Source organism: Desulforhopalus glucosivorans (genome assembly GCF_054397165.1).
Genome location: NZ_AP044854.1, coordinates 4,729,110 through 4,751,964, shown reverse-complemented (window position 1 = coordinate 4,751,964; position 22,855 = coordinate 4,729,110). Strand labels below are relative to the sequence as shown.

The window sequence follows — 22,855 nt, the reverse complement described above, 5'->3', positions numbered from 1 at the left end:
AAAGCTACATCTTCACGTTAACGTTAAATAACATCAGATATTAGTTGTTGTCAATTAAAAGGATTACGTCTCCACTGAGGCTGTTACCAAAAATCGCATTTTCGTGTGTGGAACAATGGCACCAAATGGATAACAGGTCACAAGACTGAGGGTCTGCCGCATCTCTGAATCAAGGTAGAGACTGCTTGCAGGTATTGTCCTTGTCGAAGAGACCCTATACGACTTCTCTCCATCATAACTCTCCACCTCAAGCGTATCTCCAACCCGTAAATGCTGCAAAAATGAAAAGCTCGTATCACGGTGTCCGGCCAGTATAGTATGCAGCTCTCCCCCTAGAATATCTCCTGCTTCAAGTCGACCAGGGCCAAAGGCCAGGGCTTCGCCGCTGACACTCTCAAGCACAATAAGATCCACTCCAAGCCGGTCCTGACGCAACCTGCCCACAGGCCAGCTGTCCGCCCATGGCCATGGCTTTACAACAACACCGTCTTGAAGTGATGTGTTCCATGCCCGCTCAAGTAGCACCTGAGCAAGCATCGCTTTTGCAGGTATCCAGCAACCCCAAGCAAGGCACAAGCAACCTAGAAACAGACAGCTTCCCATGAAACTTTTTTTTATTTGTGCTGACATGATCGCCCATACAACAAGAGTGAGAGAAGAAGAAGCACCGAACCAATGAAGAGAAGTAGTGCTGAAGGTGTTGCCGTTTGTGAACCACCTCCATATATGGCCGATGCCTGCCAGCCCTTGGGAAGGTGATTTTTAACGGCCCTTTCCTTTAACTGTTCAGCATCAGGCCGGACAACACGTTCATCAACTGCCACAAGACTTGTATACTTACTCATCAAGTGGTGTTGCAGAGCGGTTTCAACCACTTCTTTTCGTATCTCTTCCTTACTGCCGCCAAGAGCCAGGCACTCCATAAGAGATCTGATCTTTTTCCTGGCCCAGAAAGTTGCCACTCCATTCCTTTCACCAAAGACGGTAGTATCAACTGTGGTTGCCCATGTTTTTCCAGCTGATGTTCCTGTTAACTTCAATTCAAGGTTTTCCCAACCGCTGCGCATCGCTACAACAAGTGGTTCGCCATAATAGAGATCGGGCAGAGGAGATGGATACACTTCTACGTCAACACCTGGCTTATCGATACTGATTTTGAGATTTGTGATGGCGGGGTTTTCGATCTTAGTAAACAGTTCTCCCATTTTTTGTTTAACCTCATCCTGCTTTCCAACATAGGTAAAGGTTCCGCGGCCCATGGTTGCTGCCCTACTCATAAAATAGGAGTTTGGAGCAGAACCTATACCTACCGTAAAGAGTCTTGAATCTCCAAGCCGCGTATTAATGAGATTAAAAAGTTCCGACTCATTTGCAACAGAACCATCTGTTAAAAATATGACCTGTCGTAACAGTTCATGACGAAACGAACCATCGAGAGCCAGAAGCAGCGCATCTCTCATCTCTGTTCCTCCATCTGCTTTAAGACCGTCTACAAAGGAGAGTGACTGTTGAATATTGACCGCATCAGCAGGCCTACTGGTAGTAAAAAGAGATGTAGCGCTGTTGTTGAAAACAATGACATTGAATCGATCTGAACTCTGTAATCGTTTTAGAGCAAGTGAAATCGCAGCCTTTGCCTGCAAGATTGATGTGCCCGCCATTGACCCGGAAATATCGAGCACAAACACCACTTCTCTCGGAAGATTTGCATCTATCTTACGTTGGGGTGGCATCAGCATAAGAGAAGTATATTGATTTTCACCTATTGTTTCTGCAAAAACAGAAGTAACCAGTTCTGTTTGAACTGCTGGTTTCCACTGCAAAACAAAATCACGATCCGCCAGAACTTCGCCGGTAAAGCGTATAAGATGACGACCATCCTCTATTACTTGTTGATCCACTCCATGATATGGAGAAACTATCTCTCCCGTGGCAAATCCAGGGATAAGGTCAACTGTGAGCTGCACATCAATATCGCTGCCCCCACCACTACACACGCTTGAACTCACTTCCAGCCACTCACTCACTTTTCCTAAAACAGTTTTGCCCTGCTTACCTGAAAGTGCATCTTCATTCCGGACTGTGTTCACCATATTTGTGGTTCCAGGCACGTACCTTGGCCCCACTACCATGGGAAAACGTAAAGAGTATAATCCGCTATCTAAAAGAACCCGTTGCTGATACTCAATCTCGACCAGAATTTCTTCTCCCGGCCCAATGTTAGCAACTTTGGTGGTAAAGACATTTGCTCGTTCCTGTAGCAACAGGCTGCTTTTTTTCCCCTCTTTTTTAGCAGCTGTATATGTCTTTACCGCCTCCTCTTTTTCCATAATCTTCCCTGTAATGCGCCGCTCTCCAACAACAAGACTCATATGGTCCACCATACTCTCATCTGGAAGAGGAAAAACATAGGTGGCCTCCATCCATTCCTTACCAGGATTGACAAATTTCTGGGCAACTGTCACCCGTGCTATAATGCCACTTATATCAATATGCACATTCTGTGATAGCTTAGGAGCAGCGATTGCCTGTCCCCCTGCCCCCTGAAAAAGCAGGCTACCCTCCCGCACCGGTTCATCTCCCCGGACCGCCTCAGTTATCTCAGCTCCCTTGGCTTCGACGAGTAATCCCGCAAGCATAAGGCAAACTATCACAATGGGGTAAACCAGCAAAAGGACATTACCAGGGTCCCAGGACGCCTGATCTTTTACGGGGTTCTTGAGTTCTCTTTTCATACTTTTTCTCCGGTTATTAATGGATATTTTCAGTTATCGCCATTCAACCAGAGGAATATGACAAAGCATTGCGGAGAATATGACAAAGGAGGATGAATTATGATCAATCATGACAAGGACAGGTGGTTCTGGCCAAAAGTGCGTGGGGTTGGTATCTTTCAAAGAAAATCTCAATAACCCAAAAAAACCTGAAAACATGCCATATACCATTGCCCTAGTTGAAGATGATGCCCTGTTGAGGGCCAATTACCAAAAAGCCCTTGAGCGTGAAGGCTATCTGGTGCAGGCTTACTCCTGCAGGCCTGACGCGAGCCTTGCGTTTCAAACAAATCTTCCCGATCTTGCAATACTCGACATCATGTTAGGTGATGAACACGAAGGCGGCTTTCACCTCTGTACAGAGCTTAGACAGCTCTCCCCCATCATTCCTATTATCTTTCTCACCGCAAGAGACTCTGATATCGATAGAGTAAGCGGCCTGCGCCTTGGTGCATGGGATTATATGACAAAAGGGACAACAACTCTGGACTTTTTGCCGGTGAGAATCTCTGCACTCTTTACAATAGTAGAAACCTTGGGGCAGACAGGAAAAACAAAGGGTGACAACCCTGACATTTCACATACTATTGGAATGTTACAGATCTACCCTGATCAGAAACGTGTTTTCTGGAGGGAGCAAGCCATAGACTTAACACTCACCGAGTTTTGGTTGTTGTACAGTCTATGCAAACATCCGGGCCATCTCAAAAGCCATGATCAGCTCATGGAGGCCGCAAGTATCGTTGTAACAGGTAACGCCATCAGTGCCCACATCAGAAGGATTCGCGAAAAGTTTCAAACCAATGATCCCGATTTTAACGGAATCCGCACAGAATACGGTATGGGCTATCGCTGGATGGTGGAGTAACCATGCGCCTTACCCTCCGCGTCAAACTCGCACTTATTTCTCTCCTGCTTCTTACCATTCCCTTCGCCGGGATTCGTGTAAGCCAATTCATTAAACAGGAACAACTGATAAGCCGTGAAGACAGTCTGCTCTTTTCAGCAAAAGCAGTATCATCTGCCCTTTCCGGTCGCCCCACCCTCTTTGAGAAGGAGCTGTTTCACAGCCAGACTATAAAGAGCGATCTCTACCTCCATCCGCTATCAAACCATATACGTCTCAATGGTAAAATTGATGACTGGACATCCCAGATAGGAGAAGCGCAAACCTTTGGTGCAGACCATATTGTCTACGCCAGCGAAGACTACAATTCGAACTCCCTCAGTTTCAAACATGTAGCTGGAGTCCGGGGCAAATACCTCTACACCCTCTTTCTGGTAAAAGATGACAACATCGTCTACCGAAGCCCCAACTCCCTGAGCCTCGACAAATCGGATTATCTACACATAGGCATTGAAGATCTGGAGGGAAAAGAACATCACTATCTCTTAACTGCGTCGAAACCTGGCTGGGTAAATGGCTTTACCGTCCTGGCAGAGACACCAGGCCAGGTATCTCCAGAGCTAAGAATCCAGGGCATGTGGGAGGAAACAACGGACGGCTACGTGCTTGAACTCAGAATACCCATGGAGCTGGTGGGCCCCAAGCTGGCCTTTAGTATTGGCGATATTGACGATCCTCAACATCGCAGCACAAAATACATTATCAGCACCACCACAAAGGAAAGTCAACACGACCTGGGCTCTCTGGTTACACCGTCCAGGACAATTGAGAATATCATAAAATCCCTGAACCGCCCCCATTCCAGAATCCAGATAGTCGATAGAAACAGACGCCTGAGGGCAAGCCATGGAACACTCAGCCAACCAGAAGAGGTGGAAACAAAAGATGCAGAACTACTCAGCAGGATCAGCAGTCTCAGTTTTAGGATTTTCTCTCCTGTGTATCAATTCTTCATGACACCCTTTGCAACAGATGTGGAGCCCACTATCAAACAGCTGGCGACACTGGACCTTGCTGGAGTAGATGAGGCTCTTAATGGCTCCCCCACAGTGACACACTATCGTATCGAAAAAGACCTTGAGCAGGGCGTTGAGGTAATGGCCGCAATTGCCCCGCTTTATAAGGATGATGTAGTTGTCGGCGCCGTAGTAGTGGAACAGACGACCAATTCCATCCTTGCCCTGCAAAATAAGATCATTGAGGAGTTTATAACGCTTACAATCCTGCTCTTTTTTGTGGCTGGGTTCAGTATCATCCTCTTTGCCTTCCGCCTCTCATCCAGAATTCGCCGTCTTGGGAAACAGGCGGCTGAGGCCATTGACAGCAGTGGTCAGCTCCATTCAACTATACCAAAGAGTGCTGCAAGCGATGAGATAGGTGATCTCTCCCGGACCCTCACCTCCATGCTTGGTCAGATTAAAATACAAACAGAGTTCAGAGAGAAAATGGCGGATAATTTAGAACATGAAATCCGTACGCCCCTTGCAGGAATATCCGCCTCTTTGAAAAACCTGAGCAAGGAACTCGACAATCCGGAGCCACATATACAGGAATATCTCGACTGGGCAGTGGAAGATGTGGCGCGGCTGGAGGCATTACTGAGTACAATCAGGGATGCAACCAATCTACAACAGGCACTCACCCATGATGAAAAGGAGGACTTTGATCTCAATAGAGCTATAGAGATGTGGTTGGAACACAGCTGGCAACCAGCCTTTCCGGATGTCACATTTAGTTATGAAGGGCCAGGTAAAACAATCCCATTCACAGGAGATCCAGGCAGGTTACACCAGATGCTTGATAAGCTAGTTGAAAATGCGGTGACCTTTCACACAAAAGACACTCCAATTCTCCTTAACCTCAAACAGCAGACAGACTCACAAATAGAACTGTCCGTAACTAATGAGGGGCCAACAATCCCAGAGGAACTCCGTCCCGAAATTTTTAACTCCATGGTCTCAAGCAGGAACCAAAACGACAACCAGCCCCACCTCGGCCTTGGCCTCTATATAGCACGAGAAATAACCAGGCAATATGGGGGGACAATAGAAGCTCTGTCCAGTACAGACCCACGGGGTACCAGATTCATCATCACCCTGCTCAACCAGAGCGAGTAATAGTGAGATGCAGTTTAAAGAAACCCCACACATACCATGATACAACCCAGTAACAATATAACGGTGCAGATCCCCAAAATCTGACCCTTTAACGCCCGTCTTCCCTTGGGAGATACGGGTGTTAAGGGGTGTCTAAGCTTATTGAAGTAAGTACATCTCCTTCTGAATAGGAGTTGCCTGATTCTGTTACTATTGTGACCGTATATTCAATTAATTGTGCTGAAATTGCAGTTGCGAGCATTCCATTGGAGTTGCCTTGGTTGAGTGTAAACCATGTAACAGCTCCTTGTGGCCAGTTGCCGCAATCTGACCGAGAGTTTTGCAGCTTTACTGAATTGACTGGTACATTTTTAGTCCCTTCGACTTCTGCGGCTGATGATAAAACTACAACACCGGAACAATAACCATCTTCGGCATGACTTAGGGTGGAAAAAAAGAAGAGAAGACTACAACTCAACAACATCGTAATAATATGTAATTGGACTGAAATTTTCATATTTTCTCCCCCGTGTGTATTCAATTTTTTTAAAGGTATAAGGTAGTATATCATACTACCCGAGCAGATTTAAATTGAGATCATAAAATTAACTCCTCATGAGCAGCACATAAGTTATTATCTTGTAGATTGCCTGACACATTCATCGCTAAGTATGGTGAATTAGCCACAAGCGTATGGTTGAGAGAATGCCTGGCTGGCCTTTCACACATGAGGAGATACTCTAAAACTTGACGAACTTTGTAATCTCCATTATAACTGCCGCCATCATGAAAACCGCATAACCACATATCACCCTTTTAAATCCGACAAAAGGAAGCCGAGACACCGTACACCTCATACAGGTGAGGTGTGTCCTCAAGGAGGACATCACCTGTCTGGCTGACTTTCAAGCAATTTATCTTCATATCCGCATCAATACAGAGAAATATGATGTTTTGTTACGTCGTTTTTCTGTAATCATGAGGAAAGCATAGGTTATCATGAACATAAAAAAAATTATAGAAACAGCGCAAAAACCCCACGTTTATACTCCAGGCACCGCATTGATGTGGATCGATGAGTATATCTCTACACAGCTTCTTGAAGTTCATCTGAGTCAGAATATAGAACTGGCGAGCAGAAATGAAACCACCATCTTCTCTACAGTCGAGTGGATCTTAGGTAATGTTCCTGGGGATAGGATGAATATTTTAGACCTGGGATGTGGTCCTGGACTGTATACGGAAAAACTAGCAGAATATGGACATCTGGTGACAGGAATGGATTTTTCTTCCAATTCCATTAATTATGCCAAAGAATCTGCCGTTAGCAAAAATCTGGATATAAATTATGTGCAACAAGACTATTTGGAGCTTGAAGAGGAAAACAAATATGATCTTATCTTGTTGATATTCACAGATTTCGGTGTTCTGACTCCCAACCAAAGGGAAATTCTCCTTAGAAAGGTTTATCGTGCGTTAAAGCCTGGAGGAACCTTTGTTTTTGACGTGCTCAATGATAAGTCTGACGTAATGGCAACAACATCAAAGGATTGGGAGCTTGTCGAAAAAGGTTTCTGGAGGAACCGTCCTTACCTGGCACTCACCGAGTCATTTTACTATGAAAAACAAAATGTGACTTTAAATCAGCATATTATTACTGATGAGGATGGGGAAACAGAGGTTTATCGGTTCTGGATACATACGTTTTCTCATATTGATATACATGAAATCGTTACCTCTGCGGGTTTTGGCACTGTTGAATGCTTTGATAGTGTAATTCCTGATTCTGAGATGTGCTGCTCCAAGTCAGTGACCTTTTGTATTGCTACTAAAAAGTAGGCAACGAATGGCACGACACACCTTCAGATGGGCGTGTCGTGGCCATTAACTCTTATACCATGTATCTCCTTTGCCAACTTCATCCATATAAATGGATCAACATATAGATATTTTACTGTATCTTTTTGAATCATATCAGCCCCAAAGTCACTCCACTTCAGGAAAAGGGCAAAAAGAGTTAGTCCTTTTATGTCTATAAGTGGAGAGCTGTTGAAGTTGCAATGTAATAGATTTTGAATATGCCATACAACTCCAACGTGATCACCGAGCTCTACGAGTATTTCAATAACTCGAATATTGCCTATCCGAACCTCTTTAAAAGAAATGGGAACTGCACGTTCTGTTCAATTATGGTATACACAGACAGAGTCAGTTACATACAACGTTACGAAATAGTTATGTTTCAATCAGCTTTTATCGTAAACAATGAAACAGAATCCCCTCCTGGCAACTAAACTGTATGTTCCTCAACCAGGCTCGAACCTGGTTGAACGGGCGCCCCTTGTTAAACGACTGGAGAGCGGCTTTCAGTCAAAACTTACACTGTTATCCGCACCAGCTGGTTTTGGCAAAACGACGCTTCTCACCCAGTGGGTATCCCAGCACAAAAATCGCACATCCTGGATATCACTCGATAAAACTGTAGCTGATCCCATTGTTTTTGTACAATATCTTATTGCTGCCCTGCGCTCAGTTGTTCCGGATATTGGCAGAGAGGCTATGGGGTCTTTATACTCTGACCCACTGCCTGTTGATCTTATCTGCACCAGTCTAATAAATGAAATTGCCGAGATTTCAGATACTCTGCTGCTTGTGCTGGATGACTATCATCTCATCGACAACGAGACCACGCATGCAATCACACGTTTTTTAATTGAGCATTCTCCTCCTCAATTTCAGCTCATTATGGCCACCAGGGTTGACCCGCCATTTCCTCTGGCAAAATGGCGTGTAAGCAATGAAGTGAATGAAGTACGTATTTCCGATCTCTCTTTTAATCGCCTGGAAATTTCCCTTTTCTTGTCCCATATTGCTGATTTGGAGTTAGCTGATCAGGAGATCTCTGTTCTTGAAAACCGTACAGAGGGCTGGGTTGCGGGACTGCAGTTGGCAGCACTGTCTTTGCAGAATTGTGGAGATATTCCTTCGTTTATCAGGGCTTTTGCTGGAACCAACAGGCATATCGTCGACTATTTGGCAGAAGAGGTACTTCACCGTCAACCAGACCATATTCAAGGTTTTCTTGTGCAAACCGCCATTCTTGATCAAATGTCGAGCGAGCTGTGCGATTATGTCACTCTGAGAAATGACAGCCGGCAGATTCTCATCGATTTAGACAATGACAACCTCTTCACAATCCCACTCGATAATACGAGAACCTGGTATCGCTATCACCATCTGTTTGCTGACTTGCTCAATCAACGACTTCAGCAGACCTATTCAGAATCTGTCCCCCAACTACATAGCAGAGCGAGCAAATGGTACGAGCAAAACAACCTCATTGACAATGCCATAGACCATGCCTTTGCTGCCAGGGATTATGACAGAGCCTCAGTTCTTATCGGCAGCCTCTTTGATACTGCGTGGGAGTTTGAACGCAAAAGCAGACTGGATCAATGGTTTGAGGAACTCCCTGAGGAGTACATCCACGAGCGACCAAACCTCTGCTTTTTCTCTGCATGGGTGCTCACGGAGAACGCCAATCTTATCAAGGCGGAAAAAAGGCTGAAGAGAGTTGAGCAGTTGATCGACGCAGGGGATGAAACATTTTCCACAAGGGAACTACAGGGTAAGGTCGCAGCAATGCGAGCGCTCATGGCCACCGGTCGGGGTGATGCTCCTCTGATCATTGAACTTGCGGAAAAGGCTCTTAGGTTTCTACCGGATGAGGCCAAAATGTGGAGAGCAAATGCTTACTTCACCCTTGGCATAGCCCAGACAATTAAAGGTGATGGCTCTTTCGCCATTCGTTCATTTATAGAGGCGAGGAAGGTGAGCCAGGAGGGTGGGATTGTCCATCTATATCTCAAGGCCAGTTTCTGGTTAATTTCCCGTCTAAAATATGCTGGTCAACTGGTCAAAGCACTGGCTATTTGTGAGGAACTCTTCCATCTTGTCAAAGAAAACGGGATTGAGAACAGCGTCGCTGGCGGTGCGGTGAATATGATGCAGGGGGATCTGTACTATGAGCAGAATAAAATAGATGAGGCCTATCATTCAATGCGTGAGGATCTCATAATATCTGAAAAATGTGAGGATGTAGCACATAAAGGATGGTGCTATTACGGCATGATGCGAATCCTCACCGCTCAAAATGACATCTCGGGTGCCGAAGAATTTATCGAGAAAATTGAAAATTTAAAGATATCATTTGACCTGAACCAGATGGTCTATCATCTTACCAACTCATGGAAAGCTCGAATCTGGTTGCGTAAGGGTGAGCACAGCAAGGTCGCCAACTGGCTTGACGGAAAAAAAATAACTGCCCAGGACAAGCCTCTATCAGCTTTCCAAGCACCTGCTCTTATAATTCTAGCGCGATACCTTATTGTAAATAACGAATTAGACGAGGCACACTCTCTACTGGATCGACTTCTGGATGATCAGGAACAGAATGATTGGATCCTCCTCCTGATCGAAACCTTATTGATAAAAGCACAAGCACTGCATAAGCAAGGTGATTTGCAACACGCACTGCAAATGACACGTAAGGCGATTTTTCTGGCAGAACCAGGTGGCTATATCCGTGTATTTGTAGATGAAGGACTACCTGTATTCAATTTACTTGAGAAACTCCTGCCAGATAAAGATATTCCGCGCCAGTTTGTGAAGAAGCTATTAATTGAATCCCAACTCAGTAAGCACGTTACCGTGGACAGCAACATGGTTGAACAGTTAACTGAACGTGAAATCGAAGTCCTCAGGTGCATAGTCGCCGGGCTGTCGAACAAAAAAATCACCGAGGAACTTTTTATATCCATGAGTACAGTGAAAACCCACCTTAGAAATATCTACAGCAAGCTTGGTGTCAACAGTCGCACACAGGCTCTTGCCGAGGCCCAAAAAAAGGCTCTTTTATAGAACGCACATTGAGGTGTTCAACACCCAAGCCTTTACTGTTTACAGGTTTATATCATTATTTTTCCCACCTTTATCAATAGAAGAGTGTTGTGTTATAAAATCAAAAAATAATACTCTCCCCTCTTCATCTATTAAATCATCCTCTACAATCATCCTTTTGAACGATTTCCCTTCGTCCCGAATGATCTACATTGATGCCTGTCATATGGGGTCAGTTTTCTGAAAATCGTAATTTGCCCTTGAGCCCCCTGGGACCGTTATCAGCAAGAGGAGGATGGCGATGAAAGATACCAAGAATTTCCATTGGCCTGCAAGATATCAGATAGAAGTAGTCGGAGAACTTGGCCTGCAGTGGTCTGACTGGTTTGAAGGGGCTGAGGTTTCTGCTGGGCATGGGCGAACACTCTTTATCAGTAATGAGATTGACCAGCAAGGTTTACACGGATTGCTTATTCGTATCCGTGACTTGGGCTTACCGCTTATTTCTCTTAAGCGCATGGGACTAAATAATACAAATTTCTGCGATGACGAGGTGAGGCAATGAGTGATCTAATCTTTAATCTTCTATACAAGCTAGAACAAAAAGAGGTGGTTGAAGAATTACGTCGAAAACAATTGCTTCGTGACTCTATTTCTCACAGGTACAAAGAGTATCCATCGTTCATACAAATGCTTAAACGCAATTGGCTGGCGCTGGTTTTTTTATCGGGTAAAAAATAATACAGGACGCGGCAAAGATGAAAAATAGAGCAAAACTGAATTCCAGGTCACTGAAAAGGATGTCAAGTTACTTTCCGATACTGATACCTGTAGTCCTGTTCGGGGCAATCTGGGGATTAGCCGGAACGATCAAAGAAGAAAAGGCGCAGATGGCAGTGGAAAAATTGGCAGCAACAGCTGCAGAACGTCCCCCTGCCAATGTGGTTGTTATGGATCTTACGCATGTGACAATGGAAGACCTGATTAATTTACCAGGCACCATTGAGCCTTGGCAGAAATTGTCGGTGCTTTCAAAAGTTGAAGGCACAGTAATTGAGGTGAAGGTATCGGAGGGGGATAAAGTGACGAAAGGCCAACCCATCGCCCTCCTTGATCCGTCGGATTACAAAATAGCCCTCAACAGTGCCAGGGCTGACTATGATCTGGCAGCTGCTCATCAGAAGAGAACAGCGCGGCTAAATGCAGAAAAAGTAATCTCAGTGGCTGAAATGGAAGAGGTTGAGGCCCGGCTTAAGACCAGCAAGGCACGTCTTGATAAGGCTATCCTGCTCCTTTCCCGGTGTGAAATCAAAGCACCCATTTCAGGAATAGTGCAACGGCTGGATGCCAGGGAAGGGGCGTTTCTCAATGCATTTGATCCCATAGCTGAAATCCTTCAGATCAACAGGGTCAAAGCTGTAATAGGTATTCCGGAGTCCGATGTTTCTCTTATTCGCGATATCCAAGTAGTTCAGCTGAAAATACAGGCACTTGATGATAAAGAAGTGACCGGGCGACTTCACTTTCTGGCAAGTTCACCGGAAACCTCAGCACGGCTCTATCGATTGGAGCTTACCATAGACAATGGTGACAACCTCATTCTACCCGGAATGTTTTTCAGGGCGCATATCGTCAAAAGAGTCATACATGACACTATCTCAGTACCGCTGTTTAGTGTTATCAAAAGGAATAACAAACAGTTTGTCTATCTGGAAGAAAACGGTGTTGCGAGGCAAGCACCTGTGGAACTGGGCATCATGGAAGACTGGCAGGTGCAGGTCAGAAAGGGCCTCTCGCCCGGTTGCAGAGTTGTGGTTGAAGGCCACCGGAGTATCGACCAGGGACATAAACTTAATGTTGTGAAGATATTACAGGACCCAATGGAGGTATTACTGTGATAGTTTCTGATACTGCAGTAAAGAAATCGGTTACCGTGATAGTATTGGCCTGTATTATTATTGCCTGCGGGGCTTATAGTTATATCGTTATCCCGAGAGAAAATGACCCTGACATTACGATACCCTATGTTTTTATTTCAACAAGCCACCGTGGAGTTTCACCAGCTGATATCGAAACAGGGATTACCATTGAGATTGAAAAAAAGCTCAAGGGAATAGAGGGGGTAAAAAAGATTCAGTCTGTAAGTTCAGAAGGGAATTCATCGATACAAATTGAGTTTGTCACCGGCACAGACATCGAACAGGCTCTGCAGGATGTGAAAAACAAGGTGGATGAGGCGGGGGGAGAAATGCCGGCTGATCTCGAAGATGATCCCACGGTCTTTGAGGTGAACCTTTCTGAACTGCCCATTGCTGTCTATTCATTGTATGGAACCTGCGGCCTATCCCGCTTAAAAGATATTGCCGATGATTTAAAAGATGATATTGAGGGTGTGCCTGGTGTCCTTGAGGCTGTTGTTACCGGTGGCCTTGAACGCGAAATCCGCATAGAGGTGATGCCGGATAAACTCAGCTATTTTGGTCTTTCAATCACCGATTTTCAGGACAAGATCGCACGGGAAAACCGGAATATTTCAGGCGGTGCCATCCGCATGGGAGATGGTCGGTTTCAACTGCAGATACCAGGCGAGTTCCAGGATCCGTCCGAAATTTACGGGCTTGTCCTTGGTACCCATAACGAGCAGCCCGTCTACTTAAGAGACGTGGCAACCGTGGTAGACGGTTTTAAGGAGGAAACCAGCCGCGCCAGGCTCGATGGCAGGGATGCTATCAGTATTGCCGTAAAGAAACGATCAGGAGAGAATATTATAGGTGTAAGCGATGCGGTTGATACCTTGATTACCGAGGCTGAAAGCGCATGGCCACAGAACACCGGTATCGTCAAGGTGATGGACAAGGCATCGGACACCCGGGATATGGTTGCGGATCTGGAGAACAATATCCTGAGCGGTCTTGTTCTTGTGGTGCTTGTAATATTTTTTGCCATGGGGTTGAGAAACGCAATTCTTGTGAGCATGTCAATCCCCTTTTCCATGCTGCTGTCTTTTACTGTTCTTTATCTCATGGGGATTACCCTGAATGTGGTTGTGCTCTTTGGGCTCACTCTGGCGCTTGGAATGCTGGTGGATAATGCAATTGTAATTGTTGAAAATATCTATCGATATATGGAACAGGGCATACCACGATATATAGCAGCTAAAAAAGCCACATCCGAGGTGGCATATCCAATAATCGGCTCAACCCTGACTACCCTTGCAGCATTTTCACCCATGCTGTTTTGGCCTGGTATAATGGGAGAATACATGCGGTATCTTCCCCTCACTCTGATTGTGACGCTGACATCAAGTCTTTTTGTAGCTCTGGTGATAAATCCTGCCCTTGCCTCAAAATTCATGAAAACCAAAAACAACCGGCGGCAGGAGCTCAATACAACGAAAAGAGGTACACCAAGTGAGAGCCCGGTTACGCCAAAAGGACTTGTTCCCCTTGGGTATACAAAGGTACTCGAATTTGCAATCAGGCGACCGATCGTCATTGTTCTATCGGCTTTTGCGTTTTTGATATTGTTGTTTCAGGGCTGGATGCTCTTAATTGGCCTGGAAAAGCCCATCGAGTTTTTTCCTTCAATTGAGCCTAGCTCAGTGTATGTCAATGTGGAGCCACCTGAAGGAGCTGATCTACACTATGTTGATGGGTTGATTAAACAGATAGAACTAGCCATTGTCGGCGTTAAACCAGGTGAATCAAGCGGGTCTGATGAGTTACTCTCTACCTATGACAACGCCTATAGTCCAAAGATACACCAAAAAGCGGATGGCAGCACCTTTACTGGGCCCAGTGATCTTGGCAATATAAGAAATATCTATACCAAGGCAGTGAATAAGACGGGCGGTGCTTCCATGTTCAACTCGAATGCACCAAACAATATAGGGATCAGATTTCTTGATCTCGCTGACCAGAAACAGCCCGTCACAGAAACCATTGAGGAGATCAGAAAACGACTGCAAAACATTGCCGGTGCCAAGATTACTATTGCGGCAGATGAGGAAGGGCCTGCGACAGGCTCACCAATCAATATAGAAATATCCGGGGATGATTTTGTCATCCTTGGCAAGCTGTCAAAACAGATCAGGGAAGTCATCGCCAAGATCCCTCATGTGACTGATGTACGCGATAATTACAGTGAAGGTAGTCCAACATTACAGGTGAAGATTGACAGGCAGAAGGCTGCACTCTTTGGGCTGACGACTGACATGATCGGCTTTGCCCTGAAAACCGCTTACAATGGCTTGGATGTCTCAACCTACCGTGAGTCTAATAAGGATTACGACATCACAGTACAACTTCCGGAGAAAGACAGGCGGATCACCAATGTGCTAAGGGAATTAATGATTCCTCTCCCCACAGGATATATGGTCCCCCTGTCAACCTTGGCGACTATTGAGTATACCGGTACTATAGGTGATATTGTCAGGGTTGATAATCGCCGGGTTGTAACGGTTAAAGCCAACGTCGATGAGACCAGGATACCTGGCCCCGTGGCCCGAGCCCAGGCAGAAGAACTGCTTGCAGAATTTCCTTTTCCATCCGGCTATAGGATACAATTTACCGGTGAGCTGGAAATGCAGAAGGAATCGGAAAGTTTTCTCATGAAGGCATTTGTTGTAGCCCTCTTTCTCATTTTCTTCCTCCTGGTTAGTCAATTTAACTCACTGAGTGTCCCTTTTATCATTATGACATCTGTTATTTTGTCACTCGGAGGCGCTTTTCTTGGCCTGGCAATATTTAAACAGCCCTTCGGTATAATAATGACCAGTGTCGGTGTAATCTCCCTTGCCGGAGTTGTCGTGAATAATGGTATCGTACTCGTGGATTACATAAACACACTGAGAGAACAGGGTATGGACATTTCAGCGGCTGTTGTGAGTGCAGGCGTTACAAGGCTTCGACCGGTTATGTTAACGGCTGTCACAACGATTCTCGGTTTGTTGCCTATGGTGACCGGTGTTTCCTTTGACTTTCATAATCTTACCATCTCCTGGGTGAGTGAATCCAGCCAGTGGTGGCAATCTATGGCGGTGGTTGTCATATTCGGACTTATGATGGCGACGTTTCTAACCTTGGTGGTCGTGCCATCTTTATATGCCTTTTTAGGTCGATACACAGTTGTCTCCCCGCAGGAGCATTGAGTGAGATACCTCATGACAATTTCTGTCTTTGCTCGATCATGCTGTTGCGGGGACTCCCTCACAAGGGGGGTAGACAATTTGAAAATGTTTTTGCTGCAGACCTCTTTGTTGCTGGGTATTGGTTGAATGGAAGGGTCAATAAAGACATGGAATAAAAGAACAAACCCCGGTAAACGGGAAACAAGCCAGGATAAGTCCCTTGGTGGTTGCTTTAAGTTCTTAATTTCAAAAGAGTCTCCGGATTTCTCGTTATTTATGACAGGCTTTCAGGAGTAAGGTACTAAAAATACTATGAAGATACTCATTACAACCTATGGAACCTTAGGGGATGTTCAACCCTATGTGGCTCTTGGAATGGGACTAAAAGAAGCTGGTCACCACGTTATTTTAGGGACAAGTGAACGCTTCAGAGATTTCGTTGAAAGTCATGGCCTGACATACGGACATATGGATGATGGATTGCTCTCAATTATTGATACCGACCAGGGAAAGACGATGCTTGAAAACACCACGAACATTTTCGATGTGTTCAGGCAGAACATTAAACTGGGAAAGCAAATTAAACCGCTGCAGATAGCCCAGCTGCGTGAAACATCTGAGCTTGCCAAAAGTGTTATGCCGGATTTTCTCATCTATCATCCCAAAACTGGCGCAGCGCCGCATATCGCAGAAAAACTTGGAATCGGTTGTGCTCTTGTAAGCCCGATACCAATGCTTGTGCCCACATCTGAGTGGCCATTTCCTGTGTTACCGAGGGTAAAGCTTGGCGGCTGGTATAATAGACTGAGTTATAGGGTCATTCATGTACTCAGCGGATTTTTTTTGGGGAAGTATATCAGGAACATTCGCCATGATATTGGCCTGAAACCAATGACGAAATTTGAGGTATTAAAAAATGGCAAAGGAGAGGATATTCCTGTCCTTCATATTGTCAGTGAAGCTGTCTTACCTCGTCCCAGCGACTGGCCGACGAGTGCCTACATGACCGGCTACTGTTTTCTGGATAGAGGAAAAGCCTGGACGCCTCCTGCAACCCTGCAAGGATTTCTTGATGCTGGACCTCCTCCAGTGTACGTCGGCTTTGGTTCCATGGCGGGGCGTGACCCGCAGCAATTAGCACACACAGTCGTCGAGGCTTTGCAACTGGCCGGGGTCCGAGGTATTATTTCGACTGGCTGGGGAGGTATGAAATGCAAAAACCTTCCTGATTCCATTTTGGAAATTGAGAGCGCCCCCCATGACTGGCTGTTCCCAAGAGTATCAGCAGTTGTACATCATGGCGGGGCGGGTACAACAGCTGCAGGTCTATGTTCTGGCAAGCCATCTATTATCGTGCCATTTTTTGGAGATCAGCCCTTTTGGGGAGAACTTGTGCACTCAATTGGTGCGGGTACCAAACCAATTCCTCGGAAAAAACTTACGGCAGACCTACTGGCTGCAGCCATAAAACATGCCATATCAAATCTCGATTTATTGACTAACGCAGAAGAAATTGGCCAAAAAATCAGACATGAAGATGGCGTTGGCAATGCTGTGGCTGTTATTGAAAAAATAATGAAAAACCCTGTATCATGACAGGCACTTGCACAGGAATTTTTCTCTGTAAAGAATCATATTCTTTTGTCAAATTGGCTCCATTCACCCAAGTCCAAAACTATTGAGGGGCAAATGAAGAAACTATCACTAATTGTATCAATTGTTTTTCTCTTCTCCGGTCATGTCCATGCTGAAAAACATTCAGCAGATGGTCGCTATATAGATTTAGGTAACGGTGTGATTAAAGACACCAAAACCGGTATGATGTGGACGCAAAAAGATAGCTACGTAGATCTGGGGCATTCACTGAATTGGTATGAATCCATTGATTATGTCAAGGAACTATCCTCCGGGGGCTACAGAGACTGGCGTTTACCAACCATTGTAGAATTGAAAACAATCTTTGAGCCTTCAAAGTCTAATAAGGACATTTTTGGAGGTAGGGTTAAACTGGATCCAATTTTTGCTGAAAGAGGCCCATATAGTTACTGGTCATCGGATACTGAAGGTTCTTGTTGTGCGCGCGCCATAACCTTCGACTATGGCTATGTCAGCAAGCATCATCGATGATTTTAGCGGCAGCTATGGCGTTCGAGCCGTGCGGCAGTGATCGGGAAAATAAAAGGCGACAGCGCACCATCAACTACCTATTTGATATATAAGGATATCAATGCTCGAAACAACTCACCTGACTCTTAAGAAAATTGTAGAGGATGATATAGATTTGTACCGCAGAATGTACAAATGTCCTGAAACCACACAGTATCTACCCAATGGAAAACCATATAGCGATGAACAAATCAACGAGCTTATTGGACAACGGATTGCTCATTGGGCTTCAGGTTTTGGAACTTTTACTATTTTTGAAAAATCAACGTCAAACAAGATTGGATATATGGGAGTTGAAAGATCTCCAAACCCACTATTTTCGGATATTCGTTATGGTCTTGAGATATCAAGCAGAAGAAATGGTTATGCAGTAAATGCGGCCATTGCATGCTTAAAATTTACCTTTGACCTGGGGGGACACCAAAAGATATATGGGGCATCTGTGTTAGAAAACCATGCATCCCTAAGAGTCCTACAGACACTTGGAATGACCGAAGAAGCAAATATTGATATTTATGGCGTTCCGGATCTTATCTATCTATCTCTTTCAAAAACTGACTTTGAAAAACAGTACAATCGTGGTGAATGCACTATTATGTGATTTTGAACAACCTATATTGTCTGCCCAAAGCCATACCCCTTAGCAGGCGATAAATGCAACCCAGGTCGTGGTTGCATAGCACTGCGTTACACAACAGTAAGGGCCATATAACACATGGAAAACCTGCCACTTTCAGGAATGAAGCAGAGGAGCTGCTGACCCTTTTCAAGGCGACCTGAGGAGAGAAGTTCTTCAAGAATAATATAAATAGACGCAGCTCCGGTATTCCCTTTAGTTGAAAGGTTTGTAAACCAGCGCTCAAACGGTATGGAAAAACCGATGCCTTCCATATGATCGTGTAAGTCGTTACGAAAGTAGTTGGAGGAATAGTGGGGCAAAAACCAGTCAAATTGATCACTACTGAGATTATATTTTTTAATGAGGCGTGAAAGAGTACGATCCACTGCTGTTTTAATAATCTCCTGATTGAGTAGCTTCACATCCTGTTTAACCAACAGGCTACTATCACTCAACGTTTCTCCCGGGGCAAACTGTTCCCGCCATCCCTTTAAAGATCCATCTTCTCGCTTCTCAGCACCTGCATACATGCAGGTTTCCATACTACCTGCAAAAGATAATAGATCCACCCAGTCAATACGAAGGGACAAGCGGTCCTGATTTGCTTTATTACTTAAATAGGCGGCTCCTGCGCCATCAGAAAGCATCCAACGAAGGAAATCTGCATCAAAGGCAACCATGGGCTGCTTTTCCAGCTCCTCCACCTTTGCTGCAGTTGGGGGAGCACATAGCCTTGCCCGCATAAAGGTTGATGCCAATTCAGAACCGGTGGCAACAGCATTAGCCGTCTGGCCTGACTCAACACTCATCCAGGCATACTTTAGTGCACTCATACCAGCATTGCAGATTCCTCCCCCACTCATAATCTCGCACGGACCACCTTGCAGCTCCCCATGTACCATGGATGCATGACCAGGCATCAACTGATCGGGAGTCGACGTTCCACAGGCAAGGCATTCTATATCATCAACCGAAAAACCAGGATATGGCGCCAGCTTCTTTACCGCTTCTGCTGTGAGCTGGGCATTAGAATGGGTTGTTTTGCCGGTTTTAGGATCAATGGCGTAGTGACGACTTTCTATCTTATTATTTCGTAATATAACCCTACGCGTTCTCGATGGAAGCTGGTTCACCATTCCCAGTATTTCTTCCATCTGCTCATTTTTGATCGGCTCATTTGGCAAAAATGCTGCCATGTCGTTGATATAAACGGTCATAATTTCCCTTAAAGCTTGGCAGATCTGTGCCCATCCAAGAGCAAAGCCGCATAACGCTGGTAAAACAGTTCTTCCGGAAGTCTGGTTGGTAGCACTGCATTGGTGAGAGTATAATAATCGAGGTCGTGATTTATGATGCTGTCCTTCAACTGGGCATAGAGTCGTGTCCCTGGAAGCGGCGTCAAAACAGTGTGCATCGGCAGGTCGATCTTATGATCTACAACAAACTCAGCCAGTCTATCAAACTGCTCTTCGGTGTAATCGGGTGAGAGTATAAAATCGCCAACAATGGTGATACCGATATCATGGAGTATCTCAATTGCACGGATATTGGTGGCGGCGCTATTTTCTTTATCCATAGCGCCAAGGGCAGTGTCATCAATTTCTTCAAAGCCGATCACCACCGCCCGCAGACCCACCTGTTTCCAGCGCTTAAATAACTCCGGATGGCGCACAACGGTATCAGAGCGTACATCGGCCAGGAATTGTCGGTTAACACCCGCTCCATCAATGGCATCTGCAAGCTGCAGGGCATATTTTGGGTTGCCAAAAGTATTAGCATCTACCAGCCGAATCACAGGAGTTGAAAGAGAACGTATATCGCGGAGCACAGTTTCAATGGATCCGGTCAGGTACTTACCCCCGGTGAGTGGCGCGATGGAACAAAAGGAACAGTCGTAGGGACAACCAGCAGCTGAGACCACACAGCCAAGTTCAATACCCAAACTCTCCAGCCTGTACTCTGGCCGGTAGCGCTCCACAAGATCATAGCGTGGAACATGCTCCCCCGGCAGGTCGCTCTTATCAAAGCTGCGCGGTTGATACTTCAAGGATCTATCCGGGCGGGTCACTGCAATACCTGGGATTGTATCTGTGGATCTTTTTCCCTCCAGGGCATCGACCAGATCCCGTACACTCTGCTTACCAAGACCAATACTAATATAGTCTATGGTCTGAACATTAAAGAACTCAGGATCAGAAGAAGCATGCACCCCACCCACAACGATAGTGGTCTCCAGGCAATTTTTGATAATTCCCGTTAATTGTAGCACAGTCTGTGCTTCACATGTCATTGCCGTTAAGAGTACAAGATCAGGCGTAAAGGTGGCAAGTTCTGTCTCCAGAGCACTCGGCTCCACCTTGAGATCTACAATACGCAGATCATGACCGGCCAAATTTCCAGCCAAAACCTCCAAAGCCAGCGGCTCTCCACGAAATATCTGCTTCATGGAGGTTATCCCATATCTCTCTTCTGGAATGGAACGACCGCAGTTAGGGGGGTTAACGAGGAGAATCTTCATTGTAGCAGGAACACATAAGCAGGGAGTTAATCTAACCCGACAAGCGGAAAAATTTTCAGTATCGCTGGATAAGTACCATGGAAATGGTGCGATATCAGCAAGTTTTCCAACAGTCAATATCTTGTTTTTCTGACAGCTTTTCCTGAGTAAGGTACTAAACCGAATATTTCAGAGGTAATTCCAAATAAAGCAGAGAAATAAAATATCCGGTTTACGAGAACAGTTCAGTTGCAAGCCTGAGAGTTATAGCGGGTTGCACTATTGTTGTAAATTACTTTTTCACCACAAAACCCGGGCCCGCATCGTCATTACGACCTCTGCAAAATCCCCATGACACAAAATAGTATTTTAATCTAAAACAAATCCAATCCCTTACATTCATAATGCTAAAATGTTGAACATGAAACATTCTACTCTCTAAACATAACCAAATATAACCAAAGTTTTAAACACACTCTACATACCGAGGGCATGGCTTGCAGCCCCCAGCAGAGCAGTATTGGGATGGGTGATGAGGTAGATTGGCATATCTTCAACCATGGGTGACAGCCGCCCCTTATTCTTAAAGGCATCAAGAAACAATGGGCTTCGGATGTAGTCTCCAATACGCGGAGGAAGGCCCCCGCCTACGTACATGCCACCAAAGGAAGAGACTGTCATGGCAAGATTTCCCGCCTGGGCACCGAGAATTGATGTAAACAACTCGAGAACTGCTACGCAGATGGGATGTTTATCCGGAGCATCTAAGGCTGCGTTAACGATCAAAGGAGTCCTGTCTTCTTCCTCAGCTAGTGCCCTACCAAGGGCCGGCGGCTCTGGATAGCGTCCCGTATCCTTAAAAAAAGAGTAGAGGTTTGGAATACCTATTCCGGAACAGACCCATTCATAGCTGACATGGTCATAGCGCTTCAGCATATAGGACAACAAATCCATTTGCAGATCGTTTCTCGGGCCAAATTCTGTATGCCCACCCTCGGAACTGTGGGGCTGATAGCCAGTTCCATTCCAGGTCAAAAACACCTCACCGAGCCCGGTTCCCGGTGCAATAAGTGCCTTATTAGACTCTGAAACAGCGACACCTGAATTAATTGTTTCAATCATGGAAGTATCAAGATGCGGAATGGCGTAGGCCATTGCCTCAAGATCGTTTAGAAGTGAAACATTTGCGATTCCAGTTTCGTGGCACAGCTTATCCCCGTCAATTACCCAGGATAGATTAGTAATTGACGCCCGGTTTTTCTTAAGTGGCCCAGCTACACCTATGCTTGCCTTATCCACCATAACCTGCTGATCGCTCAAGAAGGATATGATAATCTCCTCCAGCCCTGCATATTCCTTACTTCGGTACTTTTGCTCAGCAACAGGGGCATCCGGCCCCCTTTCCGGTGTAAAAAGACCAAGGCGGGTATTGGTTCCACCAATGTCTCCGGCAAGTATCATTGCAATTGCTCCTCTTGGCAACTCTAGAGTTACTCATTTTATCTGAAATAATTACTATTATACCAAAAGATTCTAAACTAACTGCTCGCAGAATACTACCCGCCATAAAATCGAAATTTAAATCCGTAACAGGAACAATAAATAATGGGACATTAATAAAACAGCCATAACTGAAGCATGATATAGTTCTTATAATATGTTAGAAAAAAAACAAGCAAACTGTCCGAGACCTTTGCAGAACCGGCTTTTCATCGTTTCAATGAAGTTTGCAATGATTGGTTGTCATCTCCAGGTTGACCAGTGCCAAT

17 protein-coding genes are annotated in these 22,855 nt (G+C 45.3%); 11 read left to right on the top strand and 6 right to left on the bottom strand.

The window, feature by feature from the left end; all coding sequences use genetic code 11:
* Positions 1 to 63 precede the first annotated feature (63 nt).
* Together ACX6CI_RS20295 and ACX6CI_RS20290 are read right to left on the bottom strand one after the other, a co-directional pair.
* Positions 64 to 630 carry a class GN sortase gene (locus ACX6CI_RS20295; protein WP_458775481.1) on the bottom strand — a complete coding sequence of 189 codons (567 nt, stop codon included), beginning with the start codon at positions 628 to 630 and terminating at the stop codon, positions 64 to 66.
* Positions 615 to 2,735, bottom strand: a complete 2,121-nt coding sequence (locus ACX6CI_RS20290) for a marine proteobacterial sortase target protein (RefSeq protein WP_458775480.1) — start codon at positions 2,733 to 2,735, stop codon at positions 615 to 617. The genes ACX6CI_RS20295 and ACX6CI_RS20290 overlap by 16 nt, the downstream gene beginning before the upstream one ends.
* A 196-nt stretch (positions 2,736 to 2,931) precedes the next feature.
* Between ACX6CI_RS20290 and ACX6CI_RS20285 the strand changes: the two genes are divergently transcribed.
* Entirely contained in the window at positions 2,932 to 3,642 is a 711-nt protein-coding gene (locus ACX6CI_RS20285) for a response regulator (RefSeq protein WP_458778496.1), read from the top strand.
* 2 nt (positions 3,643 to 3,644) lie between these two features.
* Positions 3,645 to 5,798, top strand: coding sequence for an ATP-binding protein (locus ACX6CI_RS20280; protein ID WP_458775479.1), 2,154 nt, complete (start codon positions 3,645 to 3,647; stop codon positions 5,796 to 5,798).
* A 121-nt stretch (positions 5,799 to 5,919) separates the two neighbouring features.
* On the opposite strand, the gene ACX6CI_RS20275 is transcribed toward ACX6CI_RS20280, so the two are convergent.
* Positions 5,920 to 6,294 carry a hypothetical protein gene (locus ACX6CI_RS20275; protein ID WP_458775478.1) on the bottom strand — a complete coding sequence of 125 codons (375 nt, stop codon included), beginning with the start codon at positions 6,292 to 6,294 and terminating at the stop codon, positions 5,920 to 5,922.
* 482 nt (positions 6,295 to 6,776) lie between these two features.
* Between ACX6CI_RS20275 and ACX6CI_RS20270 the strand changes: the two genes are divergently transcribed.
* The 9 genes from ACX6CI_RS20270 to ACX6CI_RS20230 all read left to right on the top strand — a co-directional run bounded on the left by ACX6CI_RS20270 (position 6,777) and on the right by ACX6CI_RS20230 (position 18,571).
* Positions 6,777 to 7,616 carry a class I SAM-dependent methyltransferase gene (locus tag ACX6CI_RS20270; RefSeq protein ID WP_458775477.1) on the top strand — a complete coding sequence of 280 codons (840 nt, stop codon included), beginning with the start codon at positions 6,777 to 6,779 and terminating at the stop codon, positions 7,614 to 7,616.
* A 426-nt stretch (positions 7,617 to 8,042) separates the two neighbouring features.
* Complete coding sequence (locus ACX6CI_RS20265) at positions 8,043 to 10,697, top strand: LuxR C-terminal-related transcriptional regulator (protein WP_458775476.1); 2,655 nt, start codon at positions 8,043 to 8,045, stop codon at positions 10,695 to 10,697.
* Between the two features lie 280 nt (positions 10,698 to 10,977).
* Positions 10,978 to 11,241, top strand: a complete 264-nt coding sequence (locus ACX6CI_RS20260; RefSeq protein ID WP_458775475.1) for a hypothetical protein — start codon at positions 10,978 to 10,980, stop codon at positions 11,239 to 11,241.
* Positions 11,238 to 11,417: a hypothetical protein gene (locus ACX6CI_RS20255; RefSeq protein ID WP_458775474.1), complete on the top strand. Its 180-nt coding sequence runs from the start codon at positions 11,238 to 11,240 to the stop codon at positions 11,415 to 11,417. Before ACX6CI_RS20260 ends, ACX6CI_RS20255 begins: the two co-directional genes overlap by 4 nt.
* Positions 11,418 to 11,434: 17 nt before the next feature.
* A complete protein-coding gene (locus ACX6CI_RS20250; protein ID WP_458775473.1) occupies positions 11,435 to 12,574 on the top strand; it encodes an efflux RND transporter periplasmic adaptor subunit in 1,140 nt (379 codons plus the stop codon).
* Positions 12,571 to 15,825: an efflux RND transporter permease subunit gene (locus tag ACX6CI_RS20245; protein ID WP_458775472.1), complete on the top strand. Its 3,255-nt coding sequence runs from the start codon at positions 12,571 to 12,573 to the stop codon at positions 15,823 to 15,825. The genes ACX6CI_RS20250 and ACX6CI_RS20245 overlap by 4 nt, the downstream gene beginning before the upstream one ends.
* Positions 15,826 to 16,116: 291 nt before the next feature.
* Positions 16,117 to 17,400 carry a glycosyltransferase gene (locus tag ACX6CI_RS20240; RefSeq protein WP_458775471.1) on the top strand — a complete coding sequence of 428 codons (1,284 nt, stop codon included), beginning with the start codon at positions 16,117 to 16,119 and terminating at the stop codon, positions 17,398 to 17,400.
* 93 nt (positions 17,401 to 17,493) lie between these two features.
* The gene (locus ACX6CI_RS20235; protein ID WP_458775470.1) at positions 17,494 to 17,931 is read left to right on the top strand and encodes an Lcl C-terminal domain-containing protein; all 438 of its coding nucleotides are present in this window, start codon (positions 17,494 to 17,496) and stop codon (positions 17,929 to 17,931) included.
* A 100-nt stretch (positions 17,932 to 18,031) separates the two neighbouring features.
* Complete coding sequence (locus tag ACX6CI_RS20230) at positions 18,032 to 18,571, top strand: GNAT family N-acetyltransferase (protein ID WP_458775469.1); 540 nt, start codon at positions 18,032 to 18,034, stop codon at positions 18,569 to 18,571.
* Between the two features lie 86 nt (positions 18,572 to 18,657).
* On the opposite strand, the gene ACX6CI_RS20225 is transcribed toward ACX6CI_RS20230, so the two are convergent.
* The 3 genes from ACX6CI_RS20225 to glk all read right to left on the bottom strand — a co-directional run bounded on the left by ACX6CI_RS20225 (position 18,658) and on the right by glk (position 22,547).
* Positions 18,658 to 19,806, bottom strand: a complete 1,149-nt coding sequence (locus tag ACX6CI_RS20225; protein ID WP_458775468.1) for a beta-ketoacyl-ACP synthase III — start codon at positions 19,804 to 19,806, stop codon at positions 18,658 to 18,660.
* Between the two features lie 8 nt (positions 19,807 to 19,814).
* The gene (locus ACX6CI_RS20220) at positions 19,815 to 21,107 is read right to left on the bottom strand and encodes a B12-binding domain-containing radical SAM protein (protein WP_458775467.1); all 1,293 of its coding nucleotides are present in this window, start codon (positions 21,105 to 21,107) and stop codon (positions 19,815 to 19,817) included.
* A 456-nt stretch (positions 21,108 to 21,563) separates the two neighbouring features.
* The gene (gene glk, locus ACX6CI_RS20215; RefSeq protein ID WP_458775466.1) at positions 21,564 to 22,547 is read right to left on the bottom strand and encodes a glucokinase; all 984 of its coding nucleotides are present in this window, start codon (positions 22,545 to 22,547) and stop codon (positions 21,564 to 21,566) included.
* Positions 22,548 to 22,855: the final 308 nt, after the last annotated feature.